Raw genomic sequence first — 254 nt, forward strand, 5'->3', positions numbered from 1 at the left:
CATTACCAGTGGGCAAAGCAATGCAAAAATTGAAGAGCTTCTGCAAGAGGACCATAATGCTAAACGTAGAAGGGAAAAATACCAAAAACAATCATCTCTCTTGTCAAAGCTTACCCGTCAACTTAGTGTCCATGACAACAGGGCTGCTTCTTATGCCAATGATATCTCTGAAGCTGGTAAGCTTACTATACTTTCAATGCCTGAGAAGTAATAGCAAATACAATTGTATGGTATTTTACATCTCCTTTGTAACT

1 protein-coding gene is annotated in these 254 nt (G+C 38.2%); it reads left to right on the plus strand.

The window, feature by feature from the left end:
- The coding region (locus EUU22_RS26360) for a hypothetical protein (RefSeq protein WP_205687826.1) at positions 1-211 on the plus strand (211 nt) is incomplete at its 5' end.
- Between the last annotated feature and the right edge of the window lie 43 nt (positions 212-254).

This window comes from Ciceribacter ferrooxidans (genome assembly GCF_004137355.1).
Taxonomy (GTDB): domain Bacteria; phylum Pseudomonadota; class Alphaproteobacteria; order Rhizobiales; family Rhizobiaceae; genus Allorhizobium; species Allorhizobium ferrooxidans.